Origin of the sequence: Cronobacter sakazakii (assembly GCF_000982825.1) — a bacterium.
GTDB classification, from domain to species: Bacteria; Pseudomonadota; Gammaproteobacteria; order Enterobacterales; family Enterobacteriaceae; genus Cronobacter; species Cronobacter sakazakii.
The window spans coordinates 1,648,964-1,664,544 of the sequence record NZ_CP011047.1; the positions used below are offsets into that span (position 1 = coordinate 1,648,964).

Here is a 15,581-nt window from a genome sequence, read left to right on the forward strand (position 1 = left end):
AACATTTCCTCACATTTGTGTTTTCATATCACTTGTCTAACAGATCAGGACGTTCGTTCCGAATGATCCGATAAATACTTGTGATCCCGATACCTAACTCCCGAGAAATCGCCGGTTTACTCATACCTTTTTCGACCAAATCTATAATTTCTTGAGCTTTACTTCTGGCAGTCGCTTTCCGACCTTTGTACTTCCCTTTGAGTTTTGCCAGTGCGATCCCCTCAGCCTGACGTTCCAGCATCATTTCACGCTCAAACGTGGCGATAGCCCCAATCATGGTCAACATGAGCTTTCCGGTTGGTGTGGCCGTATTGATGCCGATATTGAGGATATTTAACGCCACGCCTTTCCCCTGAAGGTATTCTGACACCTCCAGTAGATGACGGGTGTTACGGGCGAGGCGGTCCAGCTTCGTTACCTGTACTATGTCACCCTCACGAACAAACTCGAGCATTGCCTGTAGCTCTGGACGGTCATCCTTGGCCCCACTGATTTTTTCCCTGAAAACCTTTTCGCAGCCTGACAGGGCTTCGAGTTGTGTATCCAGACTTTGCCCTGTGGTGGACACGCGGGCGTAGCCGACTGTAGCCATTTGAACTCCTTACCCTGCCAATAGGTCATGCTAGGATGCAAAGACCTGCCAAAATGCCAAACCAACCTTGTGACAGGGGTGAGAGCGGCATTTCACCGTTGCGGCGATGGCAGATCTTTAGGGCATGGGCTATTGGTATGGGTCTAGCGGTAGTAGGGGATTAGAGGAAATCTTCTTCTGAGGCGTAGCGTGCTGCCATTCCCCGGAAGAAGACGGTTGCAAAGGTTGTCAGAGCCATTATCAGGGCTTCAACAAGTAAGGATTTCCAGTTCATAGCCAGCCCCTTTCTGCGAATGAAACTGTTTGACCGCCGCCCACGACGATGTGATCTACCAGTCGGACTTCGATTAGCTCCATAACTTTCTGAATGTTGAGCGTTATCGCTTTATCCTGAACGGATGGCTCGGCGTTGCCAGATGGATGATTATGGGAACAGATAACAGCTGCGGCGTTGAGCTTAAGCGCCTGCCGGGCAATCTCGCGGGGGTAGACTGGCGTTGTTGCTATACTGCCGTGGAACATTTCCTGATAGTTCAGGACGTGATTCCGGTTGTCGAGGAATATCACGCTGAACACTTCCTGCTCCCGATCGCCAAGCTGTAAAGCCAGATAACTCGCAGTGTCCTTCGGTGATGCCAGTGTGTCGGTACGGTAGAGCCGTTGAGTGAGGATTTCGCGGGCCTGAGTGATTATTTCATCATGCATGATTCAGCCTCCTGTTGTGATCTGCATATTTCTTGTACCTGCGGAGCGGGGAGTCTTGGAAAGAAGGATTGAGCGAGCGGCTTTGGATGCCTGCCTGACGATCTGTACGGGCCTCTGAGCTGAGTTCAGAAGTGATTCATGCCTTGAATGCAGAAAGGCCGTGAGAGGCCTACAGGACGTCTGGTGACTTCTGACGTGAAAAGAACTTTTGGGGGAGTAGAGGCAGCAAAATCATTAAGCTGTCGCTCAGTTCGACGTATTGATATGGCGGTAACTTTGCACCTTTGGTAAATTCGAGTTAGCGTTGATAGCTTAAGGATAATTATCTGTAAGATGCTATGAGTAAGATGAATTTGAGTAATAAAAATTGATAGAACCCTATAAATCTATATAAGTGTCTTGGGGTTAGGTTTCAAAGGTTGCAACGTTTGAACAGATAGAAAAGCCTAGTCCTTTAGGCTTTTGTTGTAACTTTTGATGCAACTTTTCAGTTTATATGCCGTATGACCTCAATTTTGCACGCTGGAAGTATCTGTCCCTGCGTTTATCAAAGGGGATTGTCAGCCTGTCCAGCAGTTTACCCATCTCACTGAGAGGCTGCCGTGGGCTTTTTAGAAGGAAACTGCATTCATTATGTGCTGCATCATAGGCTTTTCGGGCTGACTCGCTGCTTATCTTTAACGTGGATTCTGAAAGGCTAATACAGGCCATTCGCAGGCAGTGGGCATAGCAATCCTCCACACTGACGAACCGCTTTAGCTGGCGGACCGCTTCCAGCCATACTTCCTGTTCTGCATGTCTGACCCTGATTAACTTTACATCAGGCTGATTTTTCCGTAACCAGCGATCCCGCCGTTTATCATTGAATTGATAACGCGTCGTTCTGTGAGCCTCCTCGTCAAATTCAATGATGAACTGGCGTTTAGCAGTTTCCCCTTTTGCCATATCGGTATACCACTGCTCGGTAAGGAAGAAATCCACTCTGTAGGGGCCGACCTGCTTTTGCCGTTCGAGTTCATAGCTTCTGAATTGTGGTTGTTGCCTTAGTTCGACGATCAAATCGTGTAATTTGACGCCAAATTGCCCCTCAAGGCGGCTTTCGCCGGGCTTTACCGGGAGTTTCAGACCAGATTTTTGCTCAATGGCATCTATGAGAAGCCCATTCTGGCTGGAGTGGATACTGTAAGTCAGCAGGGTAAGGGCATCACCAGCGGTAAGCCAGCCGTTTTTGTCGGGAATTTTACCTTCAATCAGGCCGGATGTGCAGCACGACAGGACATTTTCGGGAGTCTTGAGCAATTTGGCATGTGTCCGCTGTGCCCATTGAGTAAATCTGGCTGCCTGAGGCGTCATTTTCCGCAAGAAAGCAACGGAAAGTTGGGGGGCTCCATCAACGATCCGCCAGTCCGAGTCAGGAATTCTTAACATTTTGATAATCTCCAGTAAGTTACTGTGCCTTATACCGCTGAAAATCATTTTTCCAGTCGCTTTAGCTCCAGTCTGGGGATCTGCTCAATGAGTATCCGGCTTGTTTCAATCAAGTACTTGCCGTAACGCCGTGGGACGGAACCGGGAACGTGGCCGAGGATGTTGTTTTGTGTGTCTTCGCGGACGTCTAGAGCACGGCATTGAGTAATGAAGTAGTGCCGGAAACTGTGACAGGGCTTAACTTCCTTACGGATACCATGCTTACGGATCAATCTTCCCCACCACCGACTGTAGTTGTATGCGTATTTATCATTAACGTCAGATTTTTCAGCAAAGAGCTGGCCTTCTCTGGTATTAACGAAATCCATAAAGCCCAGCTCCAGTACATGGCTGTGTATGGGTACATAACGCACGGAGCCAGCAGTTTTGACTGATTGATCTTCTCCCATCTGGATTTTGAAGCAGGGAACGCCGAAGTCATCCACAATATCAGCCCTGCGGAGCTGTCCGATCTCCTCAACGCGAGCCCCGGTGTAGTAAAGGATTATCGGTATCCAGTACGCCATTTCGCCATAGTGAGACTGCTCACCGTGAAACAGAGATAGCCGGAAAATCGTCCTGATTTCGTCGTCAGTGAACGGGATATCCTCATTGATCGTCTGCACTTTTTTACGCATTTTGAAACTATCGAAGGGATGTTCATCCACGAGATCGTCTTGGAGTGCAACAGTGAACATGGCCGAGAGGTGCATGAAGTTGTTTCGCACGGTGTTGGCGCTGAGTTTCTTGCCCTGAGCTTTGGCCTGATTCTCCAGCGACAGCAAGTTGACGGCCTTACTGCGGTTAGCCGGGGTCTGCTCCAGGAGCGTACGGAACGCCGAAAGGTCACTCTTCGAGATGTCTCGGATGGGCTTATCACCGATGAATTTGATAAAGCGATTAGCTGAGGGAGTGTAATCACGGATACGTCGTGATGCCGCTCTGTCTTCTTCGGTTCGCTGGATATGTGTCTTGTAATGCTCGAACAAACCAGAAAAGCTGAGGTTTTTCTTTTTCTGCGTGGCAGTGGTGGCGTTGTACACAGGAAGCTCATCGACAATGTACATTTCAGTAGTACTGATTCTGCATTCTGCGAGGCGCCATGCGAGTTTTTGTTTCCACGCCGGGGTAAGTTCAGCAGGTGCCCATTGAAGGGCTTCTTCGAGTTCTGGTTGTAGCAGTTGAGTGATTAGCCGGAAGTCGGCTTCGCTGGCTGATTCGCCTTTACGGAGGCATTCGTTTAGTTGTTCGTTATCGGCGGTCAGGCCATAACCATAATCGTATTGCCGTACATAACGTGCTTTGATGGTTTCTGGTTGCTGGAGGATTCTGGTCATCCATACCGAAGCGATCACCTCTGTGTCGTCCTGCGTTACGGAGCGCTCTGCTTTGGCGTTCTGGATGATAGCGTTAATTTTTGCCAGAGCGGCAGGGGCTTTGAGCTTGGCTTGTCCGAGGTCTTTCGTCTCAAGGGAACGTTTTAGTTCGCCTTTGCCGATGGCTGAACGCAGCTCCAGAGGAACCGCTTTGCGGATGTAGTAGGTGCCGTTTCGGTCTTTGGTAGGCTTTATCATAATGCCCATTTTGTACCACCTTTTTGTACCACCGGGAAGCGGGGCCGGAGGAGAGATGAGGGCGGTAACTACTGATAAACCAACAAGTTGTTGACTCAGAAAGCAAAAACCCCCGCCGAAGCGAGGGTTGTAAATGAGTGGTGCCCGGACTCGGAATCGAACCAAGGACACGGGGATTTTCAATCCCCTGCTCTACCGACTGAGCTATCCGGGCAACGGGGCGCATTAAACCCGATTCACCTTTCGACGTCAACGAAATTCCGCGAATTCTGCGCCGCCCGCCCATTCCTGCGCCACTTTGCTTGCGAAATAGCCGTTTTAACGCCTTACGCGAAGAAATGCGTCCAGAGCGCGGAAAGCGGCATTGAAATCAGCAGCGCGGGCAGCAGATTCACCACCGCGAACATCTTAATGCCGCAGATGCGCAGGCCCGTCGCCAGCAACAGCAAACCGCCCGTCGCAGTAAAATCGCCCATCATCGCGGGTGTGGTCAGCGGCAGGATAAATACCGCGCCGGCGGCGAGCGCTAACTGGATAAGCAGCATCGGCAGGGAGATGGCCGCGACGGCGGCGCCAAGCGTTGTGGCGAAAATCGTGGCGGTGAAGAAATCGAGAAACGCTTTGGCGATAAGCAGGCTATTGTCGCCGGTCATGCCTTCGCGCATCGCGCCAAAAATGCCGGTTCCGCTCGCGCAAAACAGCACGATGATCGCCACAAAACTCTGGACGAAATTATCCTGCGCGGGCCGCGCGTTTTTACCGGGCCGCAACCGGCGCGCCACGCCGTTCAGGCCATGCACCAGATTGATGATTCCTTTTTCGATATAGCAGAGCTCGCCAATCAGCGCGCCGAGCAGCATCGAGAGCACCATCACCGGCAGGTTCACGCACTTCACCACCAGTAAAATGCCAATGCCGAGCGACGCCAGGCCGAAGATCGAGGGCATCGAACTGCGCAGCCGCTCGGGAAGCCGCTGGCTTAACGCCGCGCCGAGCAGTCCGCCGAGCAGCACCGCCGCCGCATTGATAAAAGGTCCGGTTACCACATTGTGCTCCTGCTTAAGTTGGTCTCGCGATGAGGGTCAGCATAAGCCTGTTGCCGGAGGGAGGAAAGCGCGCCCGGCAATGGCATTTTTATGCGAATATGATGATTACTTATTTTAACCATTTATTTTATCCCATAATAATCAAAATGATAAAAAATGCTCAGATTAAAATCATGCTTAAAACCCCGATTTTCTCCGCGCGCTGTCTTGCCCCACACGGCGTAAGGTGACATGATTGCGCGACTTTTCTCCATCAGACAGGGTGTGTTATGACCGCGCGTTCGCTGCCAGCCGTCATTTCTTCGCGACATTGCACAATGCCGCGCGCCCGTCATGTCTGTCCGCCATACTTCTCCATGCCCACCATGCGGTGAGGCCACCGTACGCTCACTGCCGGACAACAGTAAAACCAGGCGCGCTCTGCTTTTACTGATGTCTCGCGGTCGGAGCTGGTAACCAGTCAGACCTCATCGTTTCGCCGGGATACCGTCCCGTTGCCGTGCCCGAAGGCGCTTACACCGACACTCAGGGTTTTTGTGCTTATGAAATCGTTAAAAATTGCCGCCAGCCACGCCGTGGCTCCTCTGCTTTCAACCTCCCGCGACGTGGTGGGGCTCGATAGCACCGACTTCACCGACGTGGCCGCCGTGGTGCTTTCCGTGGCCGATACGCGCAGCGGTATTCTCGCGCTGCTTAAGCGCACCGGTTTTAACCTGCCGGTTTTTGTTTATCTTCAGAATGGCGAAAGCTGCGACGCGCCGGTCAGCGGCACGCTCACGGGAACGTCGCAGGAGTTTCTGGCGCTTGAAAGCGCGGCGTTCGCGTATGAAGAGAGCCTGCTGCCGCCGTTTTTCGACACGCTGACGCAGTATGTAGAGATGCAAAACAGCACCTTCGCATGCCCCGGCCACCAGCACGGCGAGTTCTTTAAAAAGCATCCGGCGGGCCGGCAGTTTTACGATTTCTTCGGTGAGAACGTGTTTCGCGCCGATATGTGCAACGCCGACGTCAAACTGGGCGATTTGCTGATCCACGAAGGCTCCGCCAAACACGCGCAGAAATTTGCCGCGAAGGTCTTTCACGCCGATAAAACCTATTTTGTGCTCAACGGCACATCGGCGGCCAATAAGGTGGTGACCAACGCGCTGCTGACACAGGGCGATCTGGTGTTGTTCGATCGTAACAACCATAAATCGAACCATCACGGGGCGCTGATTCAGGCGGGCGCGACGCCGGTCTATCTTGAAGCGGCGCGTAACCCGTTTGGGTTTATCGGCGGGATCGACGAGCGCTGCTTCGACGAGGCGTATCTGCGTGAGCTGATTGCCGAAGTCGCGCCGTCACGCGCGCAGGAGGCGCGTCCGTTCCGCCTGGCGGTGATCCAGCTTGGCACCTACGACGGCACCGTCTATAACGCCCGTCAGGTGGTGGATAAAATCGGCCACCTGTGTGATTACATCCTGTTTGATTCCGCGTGGGTCGGCTACGAACAGTTCATCCCGATGATGGCCGACTGCTCGCCGCTGCTGCTGGATCTCAATGAAAACGATCCGGGGATTTTCGTCACGCAGTCGGTGCATAAGCAGCAGGCCGGGTTCTCGCAGACCTCGCAGATCCACAAAAAAGATAACCATATCCGCGGCCAGGCGCGCTTTTGCCCGCACAAGCGGCTCAATAACGCCTTTATGCTGCACGCCTCCACCAGCCCGTTTTATCCGCTGTTCGCGGCGCTGGATGTGAACGCCAAAATCCACGAAGGGGAGAGCGGCAAGCGGTTGTGGGCCGAGTGCGTGGAACTTGGAATCGAAGCGCGCAAAGCGATCATCGCCAACTGCCACATGATCAAGCCGTTTATCCCGGATACGGTGGCGGGGCGGCCGTGGCAGGATCACCCGACGGACGCGATTGCCCGCGAGCGGCGCTTTTTCAGCTTTGAGCCGGGCGCGGCGTGGCACGGTTTCGCCGGTTACGCGCGCGAGCAATATTTTGTCGATCCGTGCAAACTGCTGTTGACCACTCCCGGTATTGATGCCGAAACCGGCGAGTACAGCGATTTTGGCGTCCCGGCGGCAATCCTCGCCAATTACCTGCGAGAAAACGGCATCGTGCCGGAAAAAGCGGATCTTAACTCGATCCTGTTTTTGCTCACTCCCGCCGAGAGCGCGCAGAAGATGGCGCACCTGGTCGCGATGCTGGCGCGCTTCGAGCAACATATTGAAGACGACACGCCGCTTGCTGACGTGCTGCCGACGATCTGCCAGAAATATCCGGTGCGTTACAAAGGCTACACGCTGCGCCAGCTTTGTCAGGAGATGCATAACCTGTACGTGAGTTTCGACGTGAAGGCGTTGCAGCGGGCGATGTTCCGTAAAGCCGAGCTGCCGCAGGTGGTGATGAATCCGCAGCAGGCGAATGTGGAGTATATTCGCGGCAACGTGGAGCTGGTGCGTCTGAGCGAGGCCGAAGGGCGCGTGGCGGCGGAAGGCGCGCTGCCGTATCCGCCGGGCGTGTTGTGCGTGGTGCCCGGCGAGGTGTGGGGCGGCGCGGCGCTGCGTTATTTCCTGGCGCTGGAAGAGGGCGTGAACCTGTTGCCGGGCTTTTCGCCTGAGTTGCAGGGCGTTTACAGCCAGACCGACCCGGACGGCATTAAGCGGTTGTACGGGTATATGTTGCGCGAATAAGGCGTTATCGGGCGGGTGTTGGATGTGACGCTGGCGGGTGCGCTGCGCTTACCCGCCCTACATAATTTCAGCGCCTTATGTGTCATTGGTGATGGCGGGGCGTGAATGGTGGGTGCGCTTCGCTTACCCACCCTACGAGAATGCCATCATTTTTATCGTGTAGGGCGGGTAAGCAACGCGCACCCGCCGTACAGTCAGAGCATCACTTTCCGTAGGGCGGGTAAGCAACGCGCACCCGCCGTACAGCCAGAGCATCGTTTTTCGTAGGGCGGGTAAGCAACGCGCACCCGCCGTACAGCCAGAGCATCGTTTTCCGTAGGGCGGGTAAGCAACGCGCACCCGCCGTAAAATCACATCCACCGTAACATCACGCTTCTCCTTCCGCCCGACGGTACAACCGCCGCGGATGGCCAATCTTCCCGTACAGCATCTCCACCGTCAGAAACCCACTCTCCACGCAGTGCTCCAGATACCGCCGCGTGGTGGTTTTACTCAAACCCGTCGCGCTCACCACATCATCGACTGAAAAAATCTGCTCGCGGCTCTCCACAAACAGCCGCTGCACCAGCGTCAGCGTATTCTCCTCAATCCCCTTTGCGCCGGAGTCTGGCCGGAAGCTGCGCGCCTGCAACTGATACAACGAATCCACGTTCTGTTGATCGACAATTTTCCACACCCGCTGCTGCTCGCGAAACTGCACAAAGCGTTCCAGCGAATGGCTGAGGCGCTTCCACGACACCGGCTTTAACAGATAATCGAACGCGCCGTTGCGGATCGCCTGGCTACAGGTGTCCATATCGCTCGCGGCGGTAATAAAAATCACTGAGCAGGCGCTGTTCTTCAGCGTCAGGCTCTCCGTCAGCGTAATCCCTTTGCCGTCCGGCAGATAATTGTCCAGCAGCACCAGATGCGGGCGCTTCTCGCGGATCTGCCGCTCGGCGTCGGCGAGCGTCGCCACCATGCCCACCAGCCGCAAATGCGGGTGCTGCTTTACCATTTCGGCATGCAGCGCCGCCAGCTGGTTTTCATCTTCCACAATCAGTACGTCGGTCATCTCAGGTGGCATAGTCAGGTTCTCCCTGCGGTTGGGCCGGACGAACGTCGGGCGCGTCAGGAATAAAAAGTGAGAAAATCGTGCCGCGCGGCGTATTGGCGGACACTTCCAGCGTGCCGCCTGCGAGCTTCACATAGCTGGCGATAAGATGCAGGCCGATACCGTGATCGCCGCGGCGTTTGGTGGTAAAACCCGGCTCGAAGATCCTGTCGCGAAGCGCGGGCGCGATCCCGACACCGCGATCCGCCACTTCAATGATCAGCTCCCGCTCATTCAGGCGGATCAACACCTCGACCGGATCGTGCGGCCCTTCGGCGCGCTGGGTGGCTTCAATAGCGTTATCCAGCAGATTGCCGATAACCGAAATCAGCTCCGGCTCGCCAAGCCCGCGGAACGCGCGCGCCATCTCGCAGGCCGGATCGAACGTCAGCGTCACGCCTTTCTCGCGCGCTCTGGCGCATTTGCCGATAAGCAGCCCGCATAACGTGGGGGAGTGAAAGCGCCGGGAGATAAAATCGAGCAGCTCCTGGGTGTGCTCGGTCTGGGCCTGAATATAGCTCAGCGCCTGGTCGTAGTGGCCCAGATGCAGCAGCCCGGCGAGCGTCGACATCCGGTTTAACTGCTCGTGACGCAGAATGCGCAGGTTATCCGCGTAGCGCTTCACCTGGCTTAGCTGCACGCTCAGGCTGTCGATATCCTTGCGATCGCGAAAGGTAATCACCCAGCCCTGAAGCTCGCCTTCCAGCAGAATGCGCACCCGGCTTGCGATCACCGTCAGATGGTTAAATACGCAAATCTCATCATGCGTGTCGTTCTCCAGCATCACCTGCGGGGAGAAAAAAGAGACCGGGTTAATCACCGCCTCCAGCGGCTGGCCGCGCAGCGAACGCGACGACATGTTCAGCCCCAGCAGCCGTTTGGCGGCGCGGTTGATCACCGCGATGCGCGAATGCTCGTCGATGGCGATAACGCCTTCGTAGATGGACTCCATCAGCGCCTTTTGCTGGCGCACGAGAAGCCCGATTTCCCGCGGCTCCAGAAAAAACATCTGTTTTTTAATACTGCGGGTGAAAAACCACGAAAAGATAAACAGCGCCAGCAGCAATAACACCGCGCCAATCAGGATATTGACCACTTTGCCGAGCGTAATGGTGTCGAGATAGCTGGTCAGATAGCCGACCGAGACAATGCCGATGACGCGGCCCTGATCGTCAAAAATCGGCGCTTTGCTGCGCAGAGAGACCCCAAGCCCGCCCCGGCGAATGCTGGTAATGGTTTTTCCTTCTAACACATCCTGATTATCGCCACCGATAAGCGGAGTGCCGATGCGGTCATGAAAAACGGAATGAAACAGGTGCAGACCTTTCTCATCGCCAATAACCATAAAACTGGCGTCGCTGTGGCGCGCCATGCCTGTCATAAAGGTGTTAATCGCCGAAATATTACGTTGTCTGACCGCTTCACGTAATGACGGAATGAGCGAAATCTCTTCCGCCTGTATTCTCGCGCGACTGCTCATCTCCTGATAAAGCTGGCGGCTGATATCGAGATAATAATAAACGCCGAGCGCCGTAAACAATACGGAGAAGAATATGATGAGATGAATAAATAACTTTATGCGAAAGGAAAATTTCATCGTTCACTGGCGCGCCGGAATACAAACAATAGAGAACTGTACCATTTTTTCAGGCGCTTACCGGAACAGTGCCTGAAACTTGTGATCCCCGGCACAGGGCGTGGCGCGCGGCGGTAACTGTTTACCCGCGTTACGTTTTTACGCCAAAAACGGTGCTTACTGAATAAACGCCATAAAAACCACGCCCGTAAATTGAGCGCTGATCACATCGCGTTAATTAAAACCATAAACACCATAGGTGCCATTAAATTACCGCTGCCGATTCGGCCTTCCTCACAAATTGTAAGGGTAACCTCTTTTACGCTTGTCGGGAAATATAACTACGGAGCTTAATAAAATGAGCACAACCGATGATTCTTACGTTGTACCCCACACATCGTCTGCTACGAAGCAAATATCTCTGAAAGAAAAGTGGTGGCATATCATGGATACCTGGAAAATCGGGATTATTCCATTGCCGCTGTTTCTGCTCTCCGGCGCGCTTATCGCCATTGACTGCCTCGGCGGCAAACTGCCGAGCGATATTGTGGTGATGGTCGCGACACTTGCCTTCTTCGGTTTCGCCTGCGGCGAGTTCGGCAAGCGCCTGCCGGTGGTCGGCAAAATGGGCGCGGCGGCGATTTGCGCCACTTTCATCCCTTCCGCGCTGGTCTATTACGGCTGGCTGCCGGATGAGGTCGTGGAATCCACCACCAAATTCTATAAGTCCACCAACATTCTCTATCTTTACATCTGCTGCATTATCGTCGGCAGCATCATGAGCATGAACCGCACCACGCTGATTCAGGGCTTTCTGCGTATTTTCTTCCCGATGCTGTGCGGCGAAATCGTCGGCATGCTGGTGGGGATGGGCGTCGGCATCGCGCTGGGTATGGAGCCGTTCCAGATCTTCTTCTTCCTGATCCTGCCTATCATGGCGGGCGGCGTGGGCGAAGGGGCGATCCCGCTTTCTATCGGCTACGCGACGCTGCTGCATATGGACCAGGGCGTGGCGCTGGGCCGCGTGCTGCCTATCGTGATGCTCGGCAGCCTCACCGCGATTATTATCGCTGGTTGCCTTAACCAGCTCGGCAAACGCTATCCGCACCTGACCGGCGAAGGCGAGCTGATGCCGGATCGCGGCGATAAACCGCAGGCCCAGACGCTGAACACCGCGTTCAGCGGCAAGGCTGATGTCACCACCATTGCCTCCGGCGCGCTGCTGGCGGTGCTGCTCTATATGCTCGGTATGCTCGGCCATAAGCTGATTGGCCTGCCCGCGCCGGTTGGCATGCTGTTTATCGCGGTCTTTATCAAGCTGGTGCACGGCGTTTCTCCTCGCCTGCTGGAAGGCTCGCAGGTGGTTTATAAATTCTTCCAGACTTCCGTGACCTACCCGATTCTTTTCGCCGTCGGCGTGGCGATCACCCCGTGGGAAGAGCTGATGCACGCCTTTACGCTCAACAACCTGCTGGTGATTGTCAGCACCGTGTCGGCGCTGGTGGCGACGGGCTTTTTCGTCGGCAAGAAAATCGGTATGCACCCGATTGATGTGGCCATCGTCTCCTGCTGCCAGAGCGGGCAGGGCGGCACCGGCGACGTCGCCATTCTCACCGCGGGCAACCGCATGACCTTAATGCCTTTCGCTCAGATTGCCACCCGCATTGGCGGCGCGATTAACGTCTCGCTCGCGCTGCTGGTACTGGGCAATTTCCTTGTTTAATCGTCAGGATACGTTGTTATGAAACTTGCGAGTTATCTCCATCAGGGCCGCCGCAGTTACGGCATCGTCACGGATAACGGCGTGGTGGATCTCGGCGCCCGTCTCGGGGCGCACTACGCGGATCTCAAAACGCTGCTGGCGCGGGACGCGCTGGAACAGGCGCGCTGCCATGCGCAGGCGCCCGCTGATTTTGCAATTAGCGATGTGACATTTTTGCCGGTTATCGAGCAGCCGGAGAAGATCCTCTGCGTGGGCATGAACTACGCCGAGAAACGCAAAGAGTTCGACCAGCACAACCCGGCGCCGACGCTGTTTGTCCGCTTCCCGGATTCGCAGACTGGCCATAACGCGCCGGTGCTCAAACCGCGCCACTCCAGCGAGTTTGATTACGAAGGCGAGCTTGCGGTGATCATCGGGCGCGGCGGCGAGAACATCGCCCGCGAGGCGGCGCTCTCGCACGTGGCGGGCTACAGCTGCTACATGGACGGCTCGGCGCGCGACTGGCAGCACACCTGGTTTACGGCGGGCAAAAACTGGCGGCAGACCGGCGCGTTCGGCCCATGGATGACCACCGCCGATGAGATCCCCGATCCGCACCAGCTCGCCATCCGCACCTGGCTTAACGGCCGCATGGTGCAGGACGACAACACCCGCAGCATGATCCACGGCGTTGCGGAGCTTATCGAGTACATCAGCACCTTCACTCGCTTAAACGCGGGCGATGTGATCATCACCGGATCGCCGGGCGGCGTTGGCAAAAAACGCACGCCGCCGCTGTTTATGAAGCCGGGCGACAAAATCGAGGTGGAGATCGAGCGGATCGGCCATCTGTGCAATGTGATCGCCGAAGCGCCCGTCGCGCAACCGGCACCCGCCCACTAAAGAGACCGGACGGACGTATGAGCAATCTGGAACTCATCACCGTGGCGCTTGCCCGCCAGCCGCAGGAGAAAGCCCGCGTCGCGGCGTTTCTCGCCAGCCATCAGTTAGGCATGGATGAAGACGTCACGCATGTCGTCATCGCCGTCGCGCAGGGTGAGATCGCAGGCTGCGCCGGGCTTGCGGGCAATGTGATTAAAGGCGTGGCGGTGGATGAGCGCTGGCGCGGCGAAAACCTCAGCGCGCGTCTGCTGGTGGAGGTGGAAAACCTGGCGATGAGCCTCGGCCACTTTCACCTGTTCCTCTCCACGCGTCCGTATAACCTGGAGCGTTTTCGCCGCTGCGGCTTCTGGCCGCTCGCGCAGTGCGACGACATCGCGGCGCTTCTTGAAAACACGCCCTCCGGCATCCGCCGTTACTGCCAGCAGCTTGGCAGGCTGAAACACCCCGGCAAGCGTATCGGCGCGGTGGTGATGAACGCCAATCCGTTTACGCTCGGCCACCGCTTTCTCGCCGAACAGGCGGCGAGTGAGAGCGACTGGCTGCATCTTTTTGTGGTGCGTGAAGAGGCGTCGTTTTTCCCTTACCGCGAACGGCTTGCGATGGTGCGGGCGGGCGTCGCGCATCTGCCGAACGTCACGGTGCATGAGGGCTCGTCGTATCTCATCTCTCGCGCCACCTTTCCGGGTTATTTCCTCAAGGAGCGCGGGCTGGTGGATAAAGCCTGGAGCGGGCTGGATTTGCAGATTTTCCGCCGCTATATCGCGCCGGCGCTTGGCATTAACCAGCGCTTTGTCGGCAGCGAGCCGTTCTGCCCGGTGACACGCGCCTACAACCAGGCGATGCACGCGTGGCTTGAGCGCGCGCCACTTAACACGCCGTCGGTCAGCGTTATCGAAATTCCACGTCTCAGCCACGCCGAAGGCGAGGCGATTTCCGCCTCCGAAGTGCGCCGCCTGCTGCGCGCGCAGCGTTTTTCTTCGATTCGCGAACGGGTGCCGGAGAGCACTTTCGCCCTTCTCGCGCAACGCTATCGCGCTGAAGTGGCCTGAATTCTTATCTGACAGGACAAACCGTAATGAAGATAGTTAAAGAGGCGCTGGCGGGGACCGCCGAGTCCAGCGACCTGATGGTGAAAATCGCCCCGGCGGCGGGCGAGCTGGAGATTGAAATCTACAGCGATGTGATAAAGCAGTTCGGCGATCAGATCCACCGCGTGGTGAAAGAGACGCTCGCGGCGATGGAGGTGTACGAAGGGCTGGTGATTATCGAAGATAAAGGCGCGCTGGATTGCGTTATCCGCGCCCGGCTGCAAAGCGCCGTACTGCGCGCCTGCGAGGCGCAGCCGCTGCGCTGGGAGGCGCTCAAATGAGCAAACTTCGCCGCAGCATGCTGTTTTTACCCGGCGCGAACGCCGCCATGCTCTCCACCGCGTTTATCTACCGGCCTGATTCCATCATGTTCGATCTCGAAGACGCCGTGGCGCTACGTGAGAAAGACACCGCGCGCCTGCTGGTTTTCCACGCCCTGCAACACCCGATGTACCGGGATATCGAAACCGTGGTGCGTATTAACCCGCTCAGCACGCCGTTCGGCTTGCCCGATCTCGACGCGGCGGTGCGCGCAGGGGTCGATGTGATCCGCCTGCCGAAAACCGACTCGCCGGAGGATATCGACGAGCTGGAAGGCCATCTGGCGCGCATTGAGCGCGAGTGCGGCCGCGAGCCCGGCTCGACGCGCATTATGGCGGCGATTGAATCGGCGGTGGGCGTTATTAACGCTGTGGCGATCGCCCGCAGTTCGCCGCGGCTTATCGGCATTGCGCTCGCGGCGTTCGATTACGTGATGGATATGCAGACCGAGCGCGGCGACGGCACCGAACTCTTCTACGCCCGCTGCGCGGTGCTGCACGCGGCGCGCGCCGCCGGCATCGACGCATTCGACGTGGTGTGGTCAGACGTCAACGACGAAGCGGGCTTTTTAAAAGAGGTCGACCTGATTCGCAAGATGGGCTTTAACGGCAAATCGCTGATTAACCCGCGCCAGATAGATCTGCTGCACAACGCCTACGCGCCGACACAAGACGAAGTGGATTACGCCCGCCGCGTGATTGCCGCCGCCGAAGAGGGTGAGCGCAACGGGCTCGGCGTGGTGTCGCTCAACGGCAAGATGATTGACGCGCCGATTATCAACCATGCGCAGGTGGTGCTGGAACGCGCTGCCGCCTCCGGCGTGCGCCGTTAAG

At 56.2% G+C, this 15,581-nt stretch carries 13 protein-coding genes and 1 tRNA gene; 6 read left to right on the top strand and 8 right to left on the bottom strand.

Annotation, left to right across the window (positions count from 1 at the left end; genetic code table 11):
- Positions 1-28: 28 nt before the first annotated feature.
- The 6 genes from CSK29544_RS07770 to CSK29544_RS07795 form a co-directional block, all read right to left on the bottom strand.
- Positions 29-592 (bottom strand): recombinase family protein, encoded by a 564-nt coding sequence (locus CSK29544_RS07770; protein ID WP_029038986.1) that lies wholly within the window; start codon positions 590-592, stop codon positions 29-31.
- A 270-nt stretch (positions 593-862) separates the two neighbouring features.
- On the bottom strand, positions 863-1,297 hold the full coding sequence (radC, locus tag CSK29544_RS07775) for a RadC family protein (protein ID WP_052367192.1): 435 nt from the start codon (positions 1,295-1,297) through the stop codon (positions 863-865).
- Positions 1,298-1,789: 492 nt separating this feature from the next.
- Positions 1,790-2,725, bottom strand: coding sequence for a putative endonuclease domain-containing protein (locus CSK29544_RS07780; RefSeq protein WP_029038987.1), 936 nt, complete (start codon positions 2,723-2,725; stop codon positions 1,790-1,792).
- A 44-nt stretch (positions 2,726-2,769) separates the two neighbouring features.
- Positions 2,770-4,347, bottom strand: a complete 1,578-nt coding sequence (locus tag CSK29544_RS07785) for a site-specific integrase (protein ID WP_029038988.1) — start codon at positions 4,345-4,347, stop codon at positions 2,770-2,772.
- 129 nt (positions 4,348-4,476) lie between these two features.
- A tRNA-Phe gene (locus CSK29544_RS07790) sits at positions 4,477-4,552 on the bottom strand.
- Positions 4,553-4,664: 112 nt separating this feature from the next.
- Complete coding sequence (locus CSK29544_RS07795) at positions 4,665-5,384, bottom strand: DUF554 domain-containing protein (protein ID WP_029038989.1); 720 nt, start codon at positions 5,382-5,384, stop codon at positions 4,665-4,667.
- 542 nt (positions 5,385-5,926) lie between these two features.
- Between CSK29544_RS07795 and CSK29544_RS07800 the strand changes: the two genes are divergently transcribed.
- Positions 5,927-8,065 (top strand): ornithine decarboxylase, encoded by a 2,139-nt coding sequence (locus tag CSK29544_RS07800; RefSeq protein WP_029038990.1) that lies wholly within the window; start codon positions 5,927-5,929, stop codon positions 8,063-8,065.
- A 367-nt stretch (positions 8,066-8,432) separates the two neighbouring features.
- On the opposite strand, the gene CSK29544_RS07805 is transcribed toward CSK29544_RS07800, so the two are convergent.
- Positions 8,433-9,131 (bottom strand): response regulator, encoded by a 699-nt coding sequence (locus CSK29544_RS07805; RefSeq protein ID WP_029038991.1) that lies wholly within the window; start codon positions 9,129-9,131, stop codon positions 8,433-8,435.
- On the bottom strand, positions 9,121-10,755 hold the full coding sequence (locus CSK29544_RS07810; protein WP_029038992.1) for an ATP-binding protein: 1,635 nt from the start codon (positions 10,753-10,755) through the stop codon (positions 9,121-9,123). The genes CSK29544_RS07805 and CSK29544_RS07810 overlap by 11 nt, the downstream gene beginning before the upstream one ends.
- Before the next feature lie 337 nt (positions 10,756-11,092).
- Between CSK29544_RS07810 and CSK29544_RS07815 the strand changes: the two genes are divergently transcribed.
- The 5 genes from CSK29544_RS07815 to citE are packed head-to-tail and all read left to right on the top strand — an operon-like array spanning position 11,093 to position 15,580.
- The gene (locus CSK29544_RS07815) at positions 11,093-12,457 is read left to right on the top strand and encodes a 2-hydroxycarboxylate transporter family protein (RefSeq protein WP_029038993.1); all 1,365 of its coding nucleotides are present in this window, start codon (positions 11,093-11,095) and stop codon (positions 12,455-12,457) included.
- Positions 12,458-12,475: 18 nt separating this feature from the next.
- Positions 12,476-13,339: a fumarylacetoacetate hydrolase family protein gene (locus tag CSK29544_RS07820; protein ID WP_029038994.1), complete on the top strand. Its 864-nt coding sequence runs from the start codon at positions 12,476-12,478 to the stop codon at positions 13,337-13,339.
- 17 nt (positions 13,340-13,356) lie between these two features.
- Entirely contained in the window at positions 13,357-14,388 is a 1,032-nt protein-coding gene (gene citC / locus CSK29544_RS07825) for a [citrate (pro-3S)-lyase] ligase (protein ID WP_029038995.1), read from the top strand.
- A 26-nt stretch (positions 14,389-14,414) separates the two neighbouring features.
- A complete protein-coding gene (citD, locus tag CSK29544_RS07830) occupies positions 14,415-14,708 on the top strand; it encodes a citrate lyase acyl carrier protein (RefSeq protein ID WP_029038996.1) in 294 nt (97 codons plus the stop codon).
- A complete protein-coding gene (gene citE / locus CSK29544_RS07835; RefSeq protein WP_004388225.1) occupies positions 14,705-15,580 on the top strand; it encodes a citrate (pro-3S)-lyase subunit beta in 876 nt (291 codons plus the stop codon). Before citD ends, citE begins: the two co-directional genes overlap by 4 nt.
- Position 15,581 lies beyond the last annotated feature (1 nt).